The sequence below is a fragment of the Wandonia sp. genome, assembly GCF_984588085.1.
Genome location: NZ_CFIGVI010000039.1, coordinates 1 through 17,046 on the forward strand (window position 1 = coordinate 1; position 17,046 = coordinate 17,046).

Sequence of the window (17,046 nt, forward strand, 5' to 3'; positions counted from 1 at the left end):
TATTGACTTTTTACCTTTTGAGACGAAAATACGTTTGTAAAAATAATGTCGAATGCAAGGTAGTGAACGGAGTGGGGAGAATGATTGCCCAAAAGATTGTTCATGTAGCCAATATTGAATGTAACCGGAACTGACATGGGGTGCAATGAATAATAGAGGGAAAAACGGCTTTCGCGATATGCAAATGCTGTCCATTGTTCCGGAGTATGCTTTTTACTGATAGAAAATAAAGCTTCAGCACTGGCGATAAGACGATGTGTTTTTGTAGAATTGATACTCCATGTGAGTTGCATTCGTAAACGGGAACGGAATTGTAAGTCTTCTGAAAAAGACCGAAAACGGGGGCCATAGAATTTCCGGAATTCTTCTCTGATTTGAAAAGTCGCTTTTACCGGATCATTTCCTAACGAATAACGGATTCTACCATAAAAACGGAGTTCCTGCCGGAATTCAGGGTTTTTGTGGATATAAGGATATGTTGAGGTGTACTCATGCTGTTTTCGGTAACTGAAACCAAGGGAATACTGCCAACGATTATGAAATTGGTGAAAAAATTCCTGGTTTATGACAAAAATGGAGGGTTTGTGTACCAGGTTGTATTCATCCGGATTGCTTTTTCTGCCTAATCCAACATACGAAACCGATGCCCATTTCTTTTCCCGGCCAAAATTCTGTTTCAAACCCAGAGCAAACCAACTCGCCATTTTGGCATCTCCCATTCCCGGCGAGCTGATTTGTGAGAGTCCTTTTGTGCCGAATAAACAAATAACAGTAATACCAACAGATACTATGACTTTTGAATAAATCAATCTGCTACTTTACTGATGAGTTTACCGTTTTCAGCATATACAACTTTCCATTCTTCCGAAAAAGATTCCAGGTCAACCCGGTAATAAACTTCACTTCCTTCGGTAACTCGTTTTATATCATCCACTCGATAACCGCTAAATTCCTGCTTGATAGATTCCAGCACTTTTTGTGGTAATTCTTCCTTCGTTATTTCCTCTTTAAGACGCACCAGTGCTCCTGTTTTGTCATACCAGGCATCGTGATCTTTTGAAATGCGTCCGGTCTCAAACTCAACCTTATAAAGTGTTCCGTCAAGTTCCCATTCGATATCATACGCCTTAGGAAATTTCTTCTGAAAATTGTTGACGATTACAGAAGGAACCTGACTTTGTGGAATATCCTGAGCAAAACTACTGTTTGCAGCGAGTAACAAGGTTGCTGTCAATAGCATCATGTACTTTTTCATATCTTTTTGTTTTTATTTAGAGCAAAGGTAAATGGAGAATCTGGAAACAATCTGGAAAGCTAGGGTTCATAGATTATCCGCATAAAAGACCCGAATCCATGTGTGCGTTTGTTAGTCGGAAAGGACAGTACAAACCCGATAGCCAGACGGTTAGATAATTTCATTTTTAGTTGAGGATGAATAAACAAATCAAAGTGTCCCTGACCAAATGTTTTGTTTACCTCTACTCCCAAAAAGTGTTTTGAGTTGGGAAGGATATAATGAAGAGAAGTGTTTATTTGCCAGGAGGTTGTCAGGGTTCCTGAAGCAAAATTTTGATGAAACTGCGGACCGGTGTACAACAGTGTATGAAAATGGTTTCCCCACCTTTTGGCAGCAACAAAAAAAGGACTGTAGACATTTCCTGAAACCCACTGGCCTTTACTGAATGTTGGGTAGTCGGTCAATTCAAATTCGTTCATATATCCCAGGGCAAGAGTTGTTTTATACGTTTCAGAAACAAAGAAGGAATACTGGGTGGCGAGCTTTAGCCGATCCGGTTTATTTGTGGGAACGTTTTCTTCACTTTCGTCCGTCCGGCTAAAAAAGGAAAATACCGCTTCAACTTCAAACCCCAAACGATGAACAGGTGCCCATTCGTATTCGGCAAACAGATTATATTCGTTATAGTTTCCGGTTGCTGAAAACTCAGCCCCGACATTAATTTCACGTTCTCCTTTTCGGGCTCCCAGATCCCTCACTAAATCCACATAAAGCGGTTCGGCATGTGCTACTTTGGGACGTACTTGCTGCGTTGTGTCCGTTTGTGTCTGTGCCACTACCGGAACATATAGAAAGAGTAGGGCGGCAAGTTCCTTTATATACGCTGTCGTTAATCCTTTCATGGAGCAAAACAACAAAACGAATCTGTAAACATTCTGGAATACGAGAAACTGTCAGAAAAAGCTATTTAAACCGAACTTCAAAGCAGTGTAACCCTCCTTCGTATGAGTAGTGAACAGAGAAATCATACAGCTTGCAGATGGCTTTTACAATTGCCAGTCCTAAACCCGTTCCGGTTTGTTCAGCATCTGACTTAAAGAACCGGCTAAAAACGTTCTCGGCATTTAGCGGTTCGTTTTTTCCGGTATTACAAATCCGGATTTTGTTTCCATCAACAGAAATAAAAACCTGCCCGTCAGGCACGTTGTGAAAAATTGCATTTTTGATGAGGTTGGAGACAATGATCCCTATTAAAGCTACATCAGCGAAAACTTCTATTGTTGTGGTTTGACTAACAGTGATTTTCACATTCTTAAATGCGGAAAAGTCTTCCAGATCTTCAACGGATTGGTGAATTATTTCGTTTACAGAGACGGTTCGGTTGTCGAAGAACTGCCGGTTTTCTATTTTGGCAAGTAGTAATAAAGATCGGTTCAGGCGCACCAGACGCTCAATCATCTGGAGAACCTGAGAGATATTTTCAGCCTGCTCATTTTCCAAAGTTCCTTTTTCCAAAAGTAATTCAAGCTTATTGGTAGCAACAGCCAAAGGTGTTTGTAATTCGTGTGAAGCATTTTCTATAAACTGTCGTTGTTGTTCAAATGTCTCCAAACTATGTTGAAGTAGTGTGTTAACGGCTTGTTGTAAATCGTTAAACTCTCTTGTTTTTGTTGTTACGGCCGGAAGTTCGCGACTTTGCCCCAACCGGAAACGCTTCACCTGATCCAGTAAATTATAAAAAGGCTTCCATAAACGACGAAGGACAACATTGTTGATCAGAATAATACTGACAACCAGTATGATATATAACCAGAAAACAGCCCAGAAAAGATCTTCAATAAGATCGTCCTCTTCCACCATCGAATTGATGACTTTTAGCTCATAATAGTGACCATTATTTTCAAAAGCAGTAGTCAGCATACGAACCGGTTCCAGATCGTCTTCATCCGGCATATACATGAGTGTATCAACGTAGGTGTCCTTCACCCGGATTGCCGCAGACTGGCTGATTTCCCGGATTGCATAGTTGCTCTCATCAAAATAACGCTTTGACAGTAATGTTGAGTCCGTATCTGCTTTCTGAACAATCAATAATTTGTAATTGTCCAGACCGTCATCTATACTGTCGTGAATTTCGTCAATCATATTCACATAAAAAATAACTGACCAGAAACTTACAATCAGTAGGATGGAAATTGACAGGTATTTTAGAGACTGATTGAGTAGTTTCATTTTTCAACGAGTTTATACCCCACGCCATACACGGACTCAATTTCTATTGCAGCAGCAGCTTCCTGAAGTTTTTTTCGCAGGTTTTTCATCTGATAGTAGATAAAATCAAAGTTGTCAGCATTATCAATGCTATCTCCCCAAACATGCTCAGCAAGTGCTGTTTTTGTCACCAATCGGTTTTTATTAAACAGGAAATAATTAAGAATATCAAATTCTTTCCGGTTAAGCTGAAGTTGATGACCACTTACAGTTACCAGTCGTTCATTAATATCCATTGACAGATTAGCAATTTCAATAATGTTCTTTCCATCCAGTTTTTTCCTGCGGAGAACAGCTTTTATCCGTGCATTAAGTTCAGCAATGTGGAAGGGTTTTGTCAGGTAATCGTCAGCTCCCAAAGCAAGTCCTGAGATCTTATCTTCTAAAGAGTTTTTGGCAGAAATAATGATAATGTTTTCCTCTTTTCCTGTTCGCTTTGCTTCTTCCAGTAATTGTAATCCATTTCCTCCCGGTAACGTAATATCCAGAAGAATACAATCATATTCATACAACGCAATTTTTTCAGATGCCGAATGAAAATCACAAGCCGTTTCAACTACAAAATGCTCTTTTTCCAATGAACCGGCAATAACGTCTGACAGCTCTTTCTCATCTTCAACGATCAATATTTTCATTCCTGCAATTTTAAACGCAAATACTGGAAAGATTCTGGAATAGCACGTCTGGTGCCACAAAACCCAGTTATTCAAATGTACAAAAAAGCACAGGTAAGTTACGATTTATTGAGTCAGAAAACGAGTCCATTCATCTTGTTTTTCCTTACTGTATATACGAGCCGGAGTAGTTAAATGAGAGAAAAAGATACCATTGTTTGTACAATAATCCGAAACAGGAACAAGTTGTTGTCGGATGTGTGGTATTTTGGCGAACGTTTTTCGTGTAAAGCCTACTTTTTTTAAATGATCCAACCCCTTCATAACCGAAAGTACATCTTGCCATAGGGTTACTTTTCCATCAATATACTCATCAGCATAATTGATTTCCTGTCCAGGCTCTACTTCTATTTCCTCAATAAGGTCTATAAAACTTATTCGGTGTTTTGCACAGAAAAGTAGCTTTTCTTTCCGTTCTGCTTGTTTGAGAGAGGTTTCATTAAATGCTACGGGAAGGAGTTTCCATAAGTGATTTCTACTCCGGCTATAGAAAAAATTGGCCTCGTTTCCGGGTGTGTCAGGATTAAAGGTTCCCAGAATTAGTATCTCTGTTTCCGGATGAATACTGTTGTTTGAGAATCGATGTCGGATACGTATCATAACCTCATAACTTTACCAGTGCAAAATAAATAGTCTCCTCAAAAGAGCGTAATCAAAACCATAGAAAATTGACTAAATTCGCGGCATTACCAAGCAGATCAAAGATATGGCAATGAATATAAAATTACTGGCTGAAATTTGTAAAACTCCAGGAGCTCCTGGTTTTGAACAAAAAGTGAGAAAACTGGTTCTTCAGGAACTGGAAGGTTTAGTTGATGAGGTGGAAACGGATAACCTGGGTAACGTGTACGCCATCAAGCGGGGAACAGGAGATAAAAAAGTAATGATTGGTGCCCACATGGATGAAATCGGGTTCATGGTTACGCACATAGATGACAAAGGGTTTATCCGTTTTCATACACTGGGAGGATTTGACCCCAAAACTCTTACTGCCCAACGGGTGATCATTCACGGAAAAAAAGACATCATCGGTGTTATGGCGAGTAAGCCGATACACGTAATGAGTCCGGAGGAAAGAAATAAAGTGGCTAAATTGTCTGATTATTTCATTGATACGGGATTACCAAAAGAAGAAATAGAAAAGTATGTAAAAATAGGAGACCCTATAACCCGCGAACGGGAGTTTATTGAAATGGGTGAGTGCGTAAACTCTAAATCGCTAGACAACCGCTTGGCTGTGTTTATTCTTCTTGAAACTTTACGTCAGCTAAAAGGAAGGGAAGTCCCTTACGATGTATATGGCGTTTTCACTGTACAGGAAGAAGTTGGAATTCGTGGGGCAAATGTAGCTTCTCTCCGGATAAAACCGGATTTTGGCTTTGGTCTGGACACTACTATTGCTTTTGATCTGCCGGGTGCTGCTCCTCATGAAATGATCACGAAACTGGGTGAGGGTACAGCGATAAAAATTATGGATGCCAGTACAATTTGTGATTACAGAATGGTAGATTTCATGAAGAAAACCGCAGATGCTAGACAAATCAAGTGGCAGCCCGAAATTTTAACAGCCGGAGGTACCGATACAGCGGGAATCCAACGGATGACAGAAGGCGGATCCATTGCAGGCGCAGTTTCTATTCCTACACGTCATCTACATCAGGTGATAGAAATGGCGCATAAGGATGATATCCAGGCTTCAATTGATTTATTGACGGCTTGTTGTATGGAGTTAGATCAACACGACTGGTCGTTTTAATAATACGCGTAAAAAATGAAAAAAGCCGGAAGACAACAAATTGTCCCGGCTTTTTCTATTCATGAAAAGAATAGTTTACTTTACTGGATTATAAGTTTTTTCGTTTCAGACAAAGATGTTTGTTGATCGGTTATACGAACAAAATAATTACCTGAATTAAACAAATCGGTTGCAATTGTGTGTGCTCCCTGGCTTACTTCTGAACGATAGACGATTCGTCCCGTCAGATCATAGATGTCAACAAAATAGCTTCCTGTTGTTTCAAGCTCTATTGTTATCTGGTGAGATGCTGGGTTGGGGTACATATTCCACTGTGTAAGCTCCGCTGTCGTAATTCCGGCCAACGGACAAACTTCATTAACCGGACTTCCGTCGCAGTAATCAATTGGATAGAGGTAAGCTGATTCTGCCCAGTTGTTAGCCGGTTGAAGCTCTGTCTCTGTACACCCGAGTTGTTTCACAAGAAAGTCTCGTATAAAATTAACAGTGGTATCCATGTATGCCAGTTGTGCTGCTCCGGTACCTGCATAAGGAACGTGTGGAGCACCGTTAAAAGTATAAAAAGCGTTTTCGGTTTCGATAGCACAAGCTCGCTCATGAAGCATACGACTTCCGTCAAGGTACATAATTGGAATCCCTGGATTGACTAGCCCGCGGTTGTATTTTACGGTTCCATCATCTGTTCCATGAACTGAACACAAAGGAACCTCACCGGCCTCCATCCAACTGTATCTGCCTAATGCCCCACAGCCGTTAATAACAGCAGAAACCTCGGTTGAATACCCCGGGTTACCACTTGTTCCTTCTAATCCACCTAATGCGGATAAAGCTGAAGCATCAAGATAATCTTCAATCTCGCACTCATCCGATAAATAAGCTACATGCAGAGCCGTGATGGCACCGGCAGAACTTCCTCCGATATAAATTCGATTCGGATCAATTTTATAGGTATTGGTTGTTGAGTTGTCCTGTCGGAAGAAACGGATGGCTGCTTTTAAGTCCTGTACAGCACGCACAACAGCTTTTATCGCGTTTGTTGAATCAATGGGAAAAAACCCCAGGCGATAGTTAATACTGGCACAGGCATACCCCTTTTTGGCAAAACGCTCTGAAAACGTTTTTACATCAATATCTGTTTTTGAACCAGCAAGAAAACTTCCCCCATGCACCCAAATCAGCAAAGGACGCTCGGTTTCCGTATCGTTTTCAGGCTCGTAAAAATCAAGAAGAAGGGTGGTCGTATTCCCGGCTGCATTTGTGTTTGACCCGTATTCAATGTCGCTCGTAACGACAAAGTTTGCGAAAACATCTTCTGCGTACCTTCCTGATTCGCAAGGTGTCTGCGCATGTATAGAACTTGCGCCAACAAAAAGTAGTAATAGAAATCGTTTCATATGTTATGGTTTTTATAAATTATGGAAACAGTACTGCATTAAAGTTTCCGGCATTGATTTGTGGGATTGTTGCCCCGAATTTTGCATTAATAACTTTTATAAATTCATTTGCCAGGAGCGCATTCCCCTTTGCGTTTAAAGACGTCCCGTCCAGAGAGAAAGCTCCCCCTGAAACAAAAGTTGAACTCATAGTAACACCGTTGTATACAAATCCGTTTTGAAGATTTTCATAAAAAGGTCCGGTTTCAACAACAGCAAGACCGTACTCAGCCGCTATTTCCCTGATAATCGAGTTATAAGCAGTTATGTGATCCTGAAGGTTCTGAATTTCATCTAATGATAAATAATGTTGATTTTTAATGGGAAATACAGATCCCATTTGATGGCACTTTACAGAGTCCAATGGAAGACTAAGTAACAAATACTCATCAGGAAGTATTTTTCTGGCGTTAAACGCATTAACACCCGGATCATTGACAACGAATGCATTGGCTCCCACCTGAAAAGAGATACCCACCGTGGAATAAATACTATTTAACAGATCAGCAGAAGCGGCGTCCAGTGTTAAGCCGTTTGTAGGGATTGTTCTGAAAAATGGAGTTTGTGTGACATCCGGAAGGGTTGCGACAATTCCTTTTGCTCCTGTACCCGTAAGTGCAGTAACAACGGCACGATAAACACTTTCAAAACTGGCTGGAGGAATCAAGCCTGTCAGACCACCTGTTTTTGCATAGTAAAGGATGTCCTCTTCCCCGAGATACAAAGCAAAGAAGGTAGGAGATGTAGCTACGGCGTCTCCCAATACCGTAGCATTGGCTTCAGAGGCAAACCGTGCGTAGAACAAGTTTTCGCTGCTATATCCGTAGAGGGTCGTTTTGTCAATAAGCATCCCCGGAATACCATAATTACCAAACGAACTTCCGGATTGGTAGAGTTGATCCTGAAAAATAGTGATATCTCCGTTTTCCGCCAATGGAACAGGAGAAAGAGAGGTCGCATCTTTACAATCCGTTTTATAGCCAAGTTGTAACGCGGAGTTTCCTTGTAAGCCAATCCCAACCGAACCGGAACTTACCAAAGGCTGCCGAAAATCTCCGCCTCCTGCAAGTGATAGCTGGTTTGCAATAAGTTGAGCAAGAGAACTCTCCTGACCTTTGGCTGTAAGGGCATTATCCATATAGCCTGCAGTCGTTCCACCACCAATCATTACAAACCGTTCCGGGTTCATTTCTCCGGGAGAGTTTTCTTCGGCTTCATATTTCGGTTTACAGGAAATGAAGACTAAACCGGTAAACAATATAAATAATAGCGTATTTGTTTTCATAGGTTTACAATTTGTAGATAATACCAATTCCCGGAGCAATGGCTTTGGTTGCGTATGTTCCGCTCAGGTTTGTTTCCTGATTTGTATCTCCTCTTTTCATTTGTGTATAGTACAGTGAAGCGTCAATACAGAAGTGTTCTCCTATTTTGTAGCTTATTCCGAAAGTACCGTATATTCGGTTCGCATCAGGTGTTTCAGGAGTAAGGTATCCGTCCTGAACTGGTGTAAAACCAAATCCTCCACCAAGGCGTAAAGTGAGACTCTTTATAACATCATAGGAAACCCCTCCACGGAAAGCAAAAATACTTTTGTAATCTCTGGCTGATCGGGTGTCTGTTAGAGAGGGGGTATTGGTTTCATAGTCAAAAGCAAGGGTGTCATAAGCCTGCCATCCCACGTAATTAATATCAAGAACTGCAGTCCACTTTTCTGCGAATTTGTACGAAGCACCAAGTGTAAATACTTGCGGAAGCGGAAGCGTTGCCTCAAAAGGTCCGTCCGGAAAATTAGCTTCCAATGAACCGGGAACCGAAAAATCAGCACTACCGGATTTTACAGACATATTGATTCGCGATCGGTAAGTAAAACCGAAACCAAGATTTTCCGTTGCCTGAAACTGAATACCTGCATTAAGTCCGAATCCGAGAGCTTTTCCCGAAAGTTCTGCACTTGCATACGTTCCATCAGCAAATTGTACAGGAAGATCCCGTTGAAGGTTGACAGACCCTGTACTGACGATTAATCCAAGTCCCAAACCCAGTTTTTCTGTAATTCTGTATGAAACGGTTGGCTGAATGAAAACAGACGATAACTGAAGTCGTGTAAGAGCAAATCTTCCGATCCAGTTATCTTCCCATTCAACTGTGCTTCCAAAAGGAGTATACACAGCGATTCCTAGCTTTAATGGGGCATCTTTTTTAAACTGGAACACGCCATAAGCAGAAAAGGGGGTTCCCATTGGGGAATTTGTTCTGTATCCATCACCTGTAGCCGAATCGACGTATAGTGTATTGGCAAAAATCGGGGTAAAATTGACATTGAATGAATTTTCATCAGATAGTGCAACAGATCCGGGGTTGTAAAACAGACTGGAACCGTCCACATAAAGACCTGTTCCTGCTAATCCCATTCCCTGTTGTTTCTGACCCTGAAAATTAACCTGAAATCCTTGTGCATTGATAGCAGAAGAAGAAAGGATTAGTAGTGAGGTACAAACTGTTAACCGTAATTTCATAAGATTGTAATACTAGGATTGCATAAATTTAATAAAAAATTAATTCGAACAAAATTTTCATTGAAATAACACATTGTTTTTGTACGTTTTAGCGTTATTCCTACTTTTGACAAATGAATCCTGCGTCTGTAAATCATAAGCGTATATTGCTTTCGGCACTTAACTGGGGATTGGGGCATGTTATGCGTAGTGTTCCTTTGCTGGCTCAGTTACAGAAGCAGAACAATCAAATTTTTATTGCTTGTGATGAAGACCAGGAAGAGGTGTTTAGAAAAGAGATAAGTGGGGTTGAATTTATCAGGATACAAGGGTATCCGTTTGCGTTTTCCGGAAAGGGTAATTTTAGCCGGGATTTACTGAAATCTTTTATTGCACTGGATCGAATGGTGAAGTATGAAAGGAAGTGGGTGACCGAAAAAGTCCTGCAACTAGGGATTCAACTTGTTATTTCTGATCAGCGTATGGGGTTCAGAAGCCGTGAATGCACGTCTATTCTGCTAACACATCAGGTGCATTTACCTTTGAAGTGGTGGCAAATGCCGGCGCAGTGGTTGTATGGTTATTGGTTGAGCAGGTTTGATTTCATTTGGATTCCGGATAAGAAAGGGGAGGAGAGTCTTGCGGGTAGACTAAGTAAAACGAAAAGAAAGAACGCACTATATATCGGGTGGCTTTCACGATTTTCTTATTATCCGAACAGGGAAAAGAAATATGAATATGCTGCCATTATCTCAGGTCCGGAACCGTATAATTTTCAATTTTTTGAGGAAGTAAAAAAGCAATTTACTGAAGAGGGTAAAAGAGCATTTGTTCTTTTTCATCGGGTAGAGGAAGAGAATATTGGAGACGTGGAAATTTACAAAGAACTTCCTACAGAAAAACTAACTGAAATGCTTTTGTCTTCCAAAGTAGTAGTTTCTCGCTCTGGATATTCTACTTTGATGGATCTTGAGAGACTTAACGTAAGAGGGATTCTAACGCCAACACCTGGACAGACAGAGCAGGAGTATCTTGCTGCATATTATAAGAAACGAAGAACTAATGATTCCTCTCAATAAGATTTTCCACGATTTTTGCCGAATTGAGACACATTGGAATTCCCGCCCCCGGATGAACCGTTCCGCCGGAGAAGTATAGGTTTTTAACAGATCTTTTAAAATTCGGATGACGGAGGAAAGCGGCAAATTTTCCATTCGAACTATTCCCGAATACAGCACCTTTGTATGCCAGATAACGACTTTCAATATCTCGTGGGGATAATTGATTCTCGAATAGAATATGTTGGGTAACGTCCTTTTGCAACATACGGGATAACTTGGTTTTTATATTTTCTCCCGTTTGTTTTACCAGTGTTTCCCAATCTTGCCCTTTGTCGTAGGAAACCGTAACCAGTAAAAACCAGTTTTCGCATCCTTTCGGAGCATCCTTTTTCGCAATCTTAGAGGAAATGTATACATATACAGTTGGGTCGTCACACACTTCGGCAGAGTTGAAAATAGCGTTGTATTCCTTTTTTTCATCCTGTGAGAAGAAAATGTTGTGAACACCAAGCTCTGTGAATGTTTTGTCCATGGCCCAATTCAGCACAATAACGGAGTTAGACCGTGGCTGATTTAATGAAAGACGTGGCGATTTTATTTCGGGGATCAGCCGGTCATACGTATTGTGAATATCCATGTTGGAAATCACGATGTCGAAAGAGAAAGCTGATTTATTAGCCTCTATCCCAATCGCTTTATTGTTTTCAACTATTATTTTAGTTACTACAGAGTTGAATACGAATTTAACACCCACATCACGAGCTAATTGGTACAGTGCCTCTACAATTCCATACATCCCCTGATTGCACATAAACGTTCCCAGATTAATTTCAAGATGCTGGATTACATTTAGGGTTGCAGGGGCAACAAGTGGATTTGAACCGACGTATGTTGCGTAGTAATTGAATAGCTGTACATTCCTTGGGTCCTTAAAAAATCTTCGGTTGCCGGCATCCATAGAATGAAAGGCATGAATATGCCTGAAACGAAGAACTCCGGAGACAACTTTTCTTTTCAAAAAGTTTGTTGCAATATGAAGTGACTGTTCAATAAATACCTCGTTGGTAATGTCATAGATCCGCGCCACATCTTTTAAATAGGTTTTTACCTGTTGAGCATTATCTATGGTTTTCTCCTCTATTTCACGTGCAAACTCATCTGTATCTGCGTGGGCTACAATACAGGTTCCGTCTTCAAAGAAGTAATGAAAAGCAGGGTCTAGCCGGGTATAACTAAAATAGTCTCTTGGGTCTTTATCCCAAAGCGTAAATAATTCATCAATAAGCTCGGGTAACGTAAAAACCGATGGGCCAAGATCGAAACGAAAGCCATCTTTTGTGTATTGAGATATTTTTCCTCCCGGATGGTCATTGCGTTCGTATACAGTAACCGCAAAGCCTTGTTTGGCAGTGCGTATGGCGGATGCCAAACCTGCTATTCCCGAGCCTATAACAGCGCATTTTTTCATCGTTTGTGTTCCGGAAAAAGATGCGTTAATCCCTCTTCTGAGGCCGGGCAGACACCTCTTTCTGTAATGAGACCCGTCACCAATCGGGCTGGTGTAACATCAAATCCATAATTGGCTGCAGGAGTTGTTTCAGGACAAATGAGTACGGAAGCTAATTCACCGGTATCTAATTTCCCGAATACGGTTTTTACTTCATTCTGATCACGTTGCTCTATGGGAATTTCTTTTAATCCGTCAGCAATGGTCCAGTCGAGAGTTGTGGAGGGAAGGGCAACGTAAAAAGGCACATTATTATCGTTTGCAGCCAGAGCTTTAAGATACGTGCCAATTTTATTGGCAACATCACCCTGACGGGTTGTTCGGTCAGTCCCTACAATTACCAGATCCACCATGCCGTGTTGCATTAGGTGTCCTCCTGTGTTGTCGACGATCAGCGTGTGGGGAATACCATGTTTAGTAAGCTCAAAAGCAGTTAAATTTGCTCCCTGATTTCTGGGGCGGGTTTCATCCACCCAGACGTGAATGTCAATACCCTTTTCTTTAGCCTGGTAGATCGGAGAAGTAATCGTTCCCCATTCGATACAACCTAACATGCCGGCATTACAGTGAGTAAGGATATTAACTGTTTGATGTCCGTTTTTTTCCCAGATTTCTTCAATAAGAGGTAGACCATGAACACCAATCATCCGACAGGTTTCCACGTCATCTTCAACAATTTGGTTGGCTTCTGCAAAAGCACTTTTTAGTTGTTCTTCAAGTGTGTTTTGCGAGAAAACAGCTTTTTTCATTCGATCCAGAGCCCAGAAAAGGTTAACTGCTGTCGGGCGGGAGTTGGCCAGTTCTTCAAATGCCTGATTAATGTATTCAGTTGGTTTATCCCCTTTCTGAATCTCCAGCAAGGCAAGATAAACACCGTACGAAGCCGTTGCGCCGATAAGTGGAGCACCTCGTACAATCATCTTCTTTATAGCGTCTACCGCGTCAAAACAGGTGGTAAGTTCAACAGTTATAAACCGATGAGGTAAAAATCGTTGATCAATAACCTCAACGGTTATTTCGTCTTTTAACCAAATCGTTCTGAATCGTTCTTGTGTCATTTAAAAAGTAATTTGCGAAAAATCATCTACATTGTCAAAGTGTGTCGAAGCTTTGGTCCCCGGTCGCACAAGCTGAATGACTTCATACCCGGCTTCGCGCGCGGCTTTCAATTCGTCGGGTACATCGGAAAGAAACAGAATTTCATCCGGTTGTAAATCAAGTTCTTCTGCAATGTTTTCGTAAGATCTTGTTTCTTTCTTTCCTCCCATTTTCGTATCGAAGAAACGGGAAAACAAATGGGTAAGGTCACCTGCTTCACTGTAACCAAAAATAAGTCTTTGAGCTTGCACGGAACCCGAACTATACACGGCAAGATCAATCCCTTCCTCTTTCCATTCCTCAAGAGCGGGAAGAACATCTGGGTAAATGTGCCCTTTTATTTTTCCTTCTTCATATCCTTTTTTCCAGATATATCCCTGAAGGGTCTTTAGCGGAGTAAATTTTCGGTCCTCTATACTCCATTGACGCAGTTGTTCCAGACACTCTTCTGATGTCGTGAGATTTTTGCCTTCCTGACGGGCCTGATCCATCGTTGCTTTGATGATCGGATTAATCAGATTGGACGGAAGTGAAGATGCTTCCTGAATATGTTCCCGAAAATAGGGAAACAGAACATCATAGACAAAAGAAACGGAAGTTGTCGTTCCTTCAATGTCAGTTAAGATACATTTGATATGACTCATGGTAAACTAGATATACTTTTGCTCAATACCGGAGTGGGTATATTCCGGAACCCATCCTGAAGTGTCAATAAATATGCGGATAGCCTTTACAAAAGGGTCTTTTTCACCCGCATCAAACCAGTGTTTGGTTCCTGCCGGAACAGAGATGAGATCTCCTGATTGACAGAGGACATTGAAAACGTCGTGTCCATCAAGGTTGAACCAAAAAAGCCCCTGTCCATCTACAAAGAAACGTACCTCATCTTCATTATGTGTGTGCTCTGAGAGAAATTTAGCGCGAACGACATCATAATTCTCAGTTAGTCTGTTGATGGAGATTACATCTGCAGTGGTATAACCATTTGCTGACATATAAGGCTCCAGTTCATGTCGATAGGCTCCCAGTATTTCTTCCTGAGAAGCGGTATCTTCAAAAACAACACTTGCCTCCCACTGGGCAAAGAAAACACCTCGTTGATTGAGGTATTGCTTAATTTCCGCCGGGTCTTTGATTTCCTGACCGGTAGACGGAATGGTTAAAACTGCCATTTTATCTGATTTGCAATAAATTTAGTTCACAAGTTAATAAAAACTCATAAATTTCAAGGTGTCTTTTTGCTTCCTGAAGCGAATTACCCCAGGCATATAAACCGTGTTTAGCCATTAGAAAACCGGCTACCTGCAAACGGTTTCGGTTATCTCTGATCAGTAAACGGAATCGGTCCATGTCCTGATCGTTAGCGAAGATAGGAAGTTCTACCTCGGATTCATGTGTAGAGATTCCCGGAAGTCCTTTGAGTACTTCATATCCGGAAAAAGTAATTGCTTCTTCCCATTCTTTCTTCCCGGAAAGTAGAGTGCCGGGCATGGAGTGTGTATGCAGAATGTATCTCGTAGAAGGAAACAGGTTATACAATTCACAGTGAATTAGTGTTTCTGCAGAAGGTTTTATGTCTTCAAACCCTTTTACAGGCTTTCCTTCACGGTCAATTTCCATGAAATCATCTTCTGAAAAATAAGTTTTGTCAATACCCGATCTGGAAATGACAATTTTGTCCTCCTGTTTTGGGTGCAGAAACGAGTAATTCGTGGAGGTTCCGGGAGACCAGCCTTTCTCATTTATCCAGCGAATCAAAGCAGCCAGCTCTATTCGTTTTTCTTTAGTTTCTTCCATTTCTTAAACCAAAAGTAAAAAACTTCGCGAAGATCAATTTAGTATTTGATCGTAAAAATTAATAGAATCTGAATCAATCGATAAGCGGTTGTTTACTAAGCCATATCATCCGAAAGAACTTTGTAGGTGGGATCTTCCATTATATTGACATCAATAATCTTTTCCGCATTTTTCAGAAGGCGCAAACAATCCGGGCTAAGGTGTTTCAAGTGAATTGTTTTTCCTGCTTTCTCATATCGATCCGTAAGCGCATTGAGTGCTTCTATTCCGGACATATCCACAACACGACTTTCGGCAAAATCGACAATTACTTCTTCGGGATCATTCTGAACGTCGAATTTCTCATTGAAAGCAGTTACAGAACCAAAAAAGAGTGGACCATAAATTTCGTAATGCTTTACTCCGTTTTCATCAATTTGTTTGCGCGCCCGGATGCGCATGGCATTTTCCCACGCAAAAGCAAGTGCAGCTATGATTACTCCGGCAAGTACGGCAACAGCCAGATTATGGAAAACAACCGTAATAACCATTACAACCAACATGACAATAATGTCTGTCAGAGGCATTCGGTTGAATGTTTTGAGACTTGCCCATTCGAATGTACCAATAGAGACCATAACCATCAATCCGGTCAGTGCTGCCATGGGTAGCATTTCAATCAGTCCTGATCCGAAAAGAATGAATACCAATAGCATAACGGACGCAACAATTCCCGAAAGACGAGCGCGTGCACCGTTTGAGGTATTAATCAGTGATTGCCCGATCATTGCACAACCTCCCATTCCTGAGAAAAGCCCGGTAACAATATTCGCTGTTCCCTGTGCGATAGATTCTTTGTTTCCACGACCTCGCGTTTGTGTTATTTCATCAATAAGATTCAGAGTTAACAGACTTTCAATTAGTCCGACCCCTGCTACAATGGCTGCATAAGGAAGCACAAAGAGGAAGGTCTCCCACGTAAAGGGAATCTGCGGAATATTGAATGGAGGGAACCCGGCCTTCATCGTTTCTCCGTCCAAAGCGTCTTTTACGGTAGATGTGTCGATTCCGAAACCGATGGTTATTGCCGAAATAATAAGGATAGCTGCCAGCGAACTGGGAATCGCTTTTGTCAGTTTCGGAAGTCCCCAGATAATCAACATGGTCAGTAAAACGAGAGCGAGCATAATAAAAAGGGGTGCTCCTGTCATCCACTCGGCTTCCCCGGCAAGGTTTTTAATCTTAAACTGATCCAATTGAGAAAGAAAAATGACAATTGCCAGACCGTTAACGAAACCAAACATAACGGAGTGTGGAACAAGGCGAATAAACTTACCTAACCGGAGTACTCCGACTAGAATTTGCAGTATTCCGGCGATAACTACTGTCGCAAAAATATACTGAACAACATCGTCGCCGGTCACATTCAGGCGTTCTTTGAGTTCAACCGTCATCCCGATAAAAACAACGGCGATGGCACCGGTTGCTCCTGAGATCATTCCGGGTCTTCCACCCAGAATGGATGTAATAAGCCCGATAGAAAAGGCAGCATACAGTCCTGTGATAGGAGACAAACCTGCTAATAAGGCAAAAGCAATTGCTTCGGGAACCAAAGCGATTGCGACGGTAAGCCCGGAGAGAATCTCTGTTTTATAATTAACGCGTTGTGAAAGATCAAAAAGATTGAAATACTTCTTCATTTTTTTGAATAAAATGTCAATTAGACAGCTTTTGT

17 protein-coding genes are annotated in these 17,046 nt (G+C 41.3%); 2 read left to right on the forward strand and 15 right to left on the reverse strand.

Features of this window, described 5'->3' with window-relative positions:
* From AC4PL9_RS12215 to AC4PL9_RS12240, 6 genes are all read right to left on the reverse strand, one after another.
* Nucleotides 1-809 (reverse strand): DUF2490 domain-containing protein (locus tag AC4PL9_RS12215; RefSeq protein ID WP_491605028.1); only part of this gene is annotated, 809 nt, incomplete at its 3' end.
* Entirely contained in the window at nt 806-1,255 is a 450-nt protein-coding gene (locus AC4PL9_RS12220; RefSeq protein ID WP_491605029.1) for a PepSY-like domain-containing protein, read from the reverse strand. The genes AC4PL9_RS12220 and AC4PL9_RS12215, both read right to left, overlap by 4 nt.
* A 59-nt stretch (nt 1,256-1,314) precedes the next feature.
* Nucleotides 1,315-2,139 (reverse strand): HAEPLYID family protein, encoded by an 825-nt coding sequence (locus AC4PL9_RS12225; RefSeq protein WP_491605030.1) that lies wholly within the window; start codon nt 2,137-2,139, stop codon nt 1,315-1,317.
* 61 nt (nt 2,140-2,200) lie between these two features.
* The gene (locus AC4PL9_RS12230) at nt 2,201-3,469 is read right to left on the reverse strand and encodes a sensor histidine kinase (RefSeq protein ID WP_491605031.1); all 1,269 of its coding nucleotides are present in this window, start codon (nt 3,467-3,469) and stop codon (nt 2,201-2,203) included.
* Complete coding sequence (locus AC4PL9_RS12235; protein ID WP_491605032.1) at nt 3,466-4,143, reverse strand: response regulator transcription factor; 678 nt, start codon at nt 4,141-4,143, stop codon at nt 3,466-3,468. The genes AC4PL9_RS12230 and AC4PL9_RS12235 overlap by 4 nt, the downstream gene beginning before the upstream one ends.
* 105 nt (nt 4,144-4,248) lie before the next feature.
* A complete protein-coding gene (locus AC4PL9_RS12240) occupies nt 4,249-4,782 on the reverse strand; it encodes a hypothetical protein (protein ID WP_491605033.1) in 534 nt (177 codons plus the stop codon).
* Between the two features lie 112 nt (nt 4,783-4,894).
* Here AC4PL9_RS12240 and AC4PL9_RS12245 point away from each other — a divergent pair, with 112 nt between their 5' ends.
* Nucleotides 4,895-5,938, forward strand: a complete 1,044-nt coding sequence (locus AC4PL9_RS12245) for a M42 family metallopeptidase (protein ID WP_491605034.1) — start codon at nt 4,895-4,897, stop codon at nt 5,936-5,938.
* Nucleotides 5,939-6,018: 80 nt separating this feature from the next.
* Here the strand turns inward: AC4PL9_RS12245 and AC4PL9_RS12250 are convergent, their stop codons facing one another.
* The 3 genes from AC4PL9_RS12250 to AC4PL9_RS12260 are packed head-to-tail and all read right to left on the reverse strand — an operon-like array spanning nt 6,019 to nt 9,890.
* Nucleotides 6,019-7,332, reverse strand: a complete 1,314-nt coding sequence (locus tag AC4PL9_RS12250) for a T9SS type A sorting domain-containing protein (RefSeq protein ID WP_491605035.1) — start codon at nt 7,330-7,332, stop codon at nt 6,019-6,021.
* 19 nt (nt 7,333-7,351) lie between these two features.
* Nucleotides 7,352-8,656, reverse strand: coding sequence for an SGNH/GDSL hydrolase family protein (locus AC4PL9_RS12255; protein WP_491605036.1), 1,305 nt, complete (start codon nt 8,654-8,656; stop codon nt 7,352-7,354).
* Nucleotides 8,657-8,660: 4 nt separating this feature from the next.
* Nucleotides 8,661-9,890 carry an OmpP1/FadL family transporter gene (locus AC4PL9_RS12260; RefSeq protein ID WP_491605037.1) on the reverse strand — a complete coding sequence of 410 codons (1,230 nt, stop codon included), beginning with the start codon at nt 9,888-9,890 and terminating at the stop codon, nt 8,661-8,663.
* Nucleotides 9,891-10,003: 113 nt separating this feature from the next.
* On the opposite strand from AC4PL9_RS12260, the gene AC4PL9_RS12265 reads away from it, so the two are divergent.
* The gene (locus AC4PL9_RS12265) at nt 10,004-10,948 is read left to right on the forward strand and encodes a glycosyltransferase (protein WP_491605038.1); all 945 of its coding nucleotides are present in this window, start codon (nt 10,004-10,006) and stop codon (nt 10,946-10,948) included.
* Here AC4PL9_RS12265 and crtD read toward each other — a convergent pair.
* The 6 genes from crtD to AC4PL9_RS12295 form a co-directional block, all read right to left on the reverse strand.
* Nucleotides 10,929-12,398 (reverse strand): 1-hydroxycarotenoid 3,4-desaturase CrtD, encoded by a 1,470-nt coding sequence (crtD, locus tag AC4PL9_RS12270; RefSeq protein ID WP_491605039.1) that lies wholly within the window; start codon nt 12,396-12,398, stop codon nt 10,929-10,931. The two genes, AC4PL9_RS12265 and crtD, sit on opposite strands and share 20 nt — an antisense overlap.
* Nucleotides 12,395-13,495 carry an S-methyl-5-thioribose-1-phosphate isomerase gene (gene mtnA, locus AC4PL9_RS12275; RefSeq protein WP_491605040.1) on the reverse strand — a complete coding sequence of 367 codons (1,101 nt, stop codon included), beginning with the start codon at nt 13,493-13,495 and terminating at the stop codon, nt 12,395-12,397. The genes crtD and mtnA overlap by 4 nt, the downstream gene beginning before the upstream one ends.
* Nucleotides 13,496-14,179 (reverse strand): acireductone synthase, encoded by a 684-nt coding sequence (mtnC, locus tag AC4PL9_RS12280; protein ID WP_491605041.1) that lies wholly within the window; start codon nt 14,177-14,179, stop codon nt 13,496-13,498.
* A gap of 6 nt (nt 14,180-14,185) precedes the next feature.
* Nucleotides 14,186-14,707 carry a 1,2-dihydroxy-3-keto-5-methylthiopentene dioxygenase gene (locus AC4PL9_RS12285; RefSeq protein ID WP_491605042.1) on the reverse strand — a complete coding sequence of 174 codons (522 nt, stop codon included), beginning with the start codon at nt 14,705-14,707 and terminating at the stop codon, nt 14,186-14,188.
* Between the two features lies 1 nt (nt 14,708).
* Nucleotides 14,709-15,332: a methylthioribulose 1-phosphate dehydratase gene (gene mtnB / locus AC4PL9_RS12290; RefSeq protein WP_491605043.1), complete on the reverse strand. Its 624-nt coding sequence runs from the start codon at nt 15,330-15,332 to the stop codon at nt 14,709-14,711.
* Nucleotides 15,333-15,427: 95 nt separating this feature from the next.
* Complete coding sequence (locus tag AC4PL9_RS12295; protein ID WP_491605044.1) at nt 15,428-17,011, reverse strand: SulP family inorganic anion transporter; 1,584 nt, start codon at nt 17,009-17,011, stop codon at nt 15,428-15,430.
* Between the last annotated feature and the right edge of the window lie 35 nt (nt 17,012-17,046).